The sequence below is a fragment of the Mesorhizobium sp. M7A.F.Ca.AU.002.02.1.1 genome (genome assembly GCF_003998535.1).
Classification (GTDB): Bacteria; Pseudomonadota; Alphaproteobacteria; order Rhizobiales; family Rhizobiaceae; genus Mesorhizobium; species Mesorhizobium ciceri.
Window position 1 is genome coordinate 1 of record NZ_RZPB01001327.1, and the last position, 877, is coordinate 877.

1 protein-coding gene is annotated in these 877 nt (G+C 63.7%); it reads right to left on the reverse strand.

Annotation, left to right across the window (positions count from 1 at the left end; all coding sequences use genetic code 11):
- Positions 1 to 17: 17 nt before the first annotated feature.
- Positions 18 to 452, reverse strand: coding sequence for a hypothetical protein (locus tag EN879_RS37495; RefSeq protein WP_013530999.1), 435 nt, complete (start codon positions 450 to 452; stop codon positions 18 to 20).
- Positions 453 to 877 lie beyond the last annotated feature (425 nt).

Below are 877 nucleotides of genomic sequence, written 5' to 3' on the forward strand. Positions count from 1 at the left end.
GATCGGCCCGTTGTCGATCAGCCAATCCCCAAATGACCCTTCAGGCTGGGCACCGAGCCGAGCACCTTGTTGGTCAGGTCGGGGCCGGCGGCGGCTTCGGCCTGCTGGATCAGCGTCGCGCCGGCCTTCTGGATCTGCGCCATGTCGAGCCCGGATGCCTTGAGCGCGGCGATGCCGTTGATCAGCGCGCCGGCCTTCTCGCCGAGAACGCCGCCAAGCGCGCCCTGCAACGACGACAGAAAACCGCCACCGCCGGCCGGAGCGGCGGCCATGACGTCATATTGATGGGCGAGGTCGTCGGCGCCGGGGATTTTGGCGAAGAACGCCGAGGCGCTGGTGCCTTCCGCCTCGTGTTCGAGCACCGAGAAAATGGTGCCGACGACTTTCTCCGTCGTCGCCTGGTCGAGGCCCGCCTTCTGCGAAACGGTGTTGACGATGTCCTGGACGTTCATGGCGTCACCTCAACCCTGGGTTTTCGTGTTGCGGTTCCGCTCAGTGCGGACCCTGATCAACGATAGTCTGCCTGCATTCACAACCATCGAGCGTAGGGCCAAAGCGGCGGCCCCCGCAAGGACGACCGCGCTGGCGAGGATCGGGGAAGGCATGGTCATGGTCTCGCTTCCTTCTGGGTCTGAGGCACGCGGTCAAGATACCGTCGATAGCCACCTTCCTTCACGATTGTGGCAGCGCCAGCAGGATTTATCGCCAATGACTAAAAAGTGATGACACGGCCGCGCATGGGCACCGGCTTTGCTGCCCGGACGCGGCCGGCGGCATACGCCTGAGGCAATCGACGGCAGCGATGAGTGCTCGACTGGATGATGCCGGCTTGGTCCCTATGTAGCTGGGAATTGAAGCACGAAGCAGAGGAGCCCAT

What these genes read in the sequence shown, in the direction of transcription:
- EN879_RS37495 (WP_013530999.1), bottom strand. Translation starts at nt 452, where the DNA reads ATGAACGTCCAGGACATCGTCAACACCGTTTCGCAGAAGGCGGGCCTC.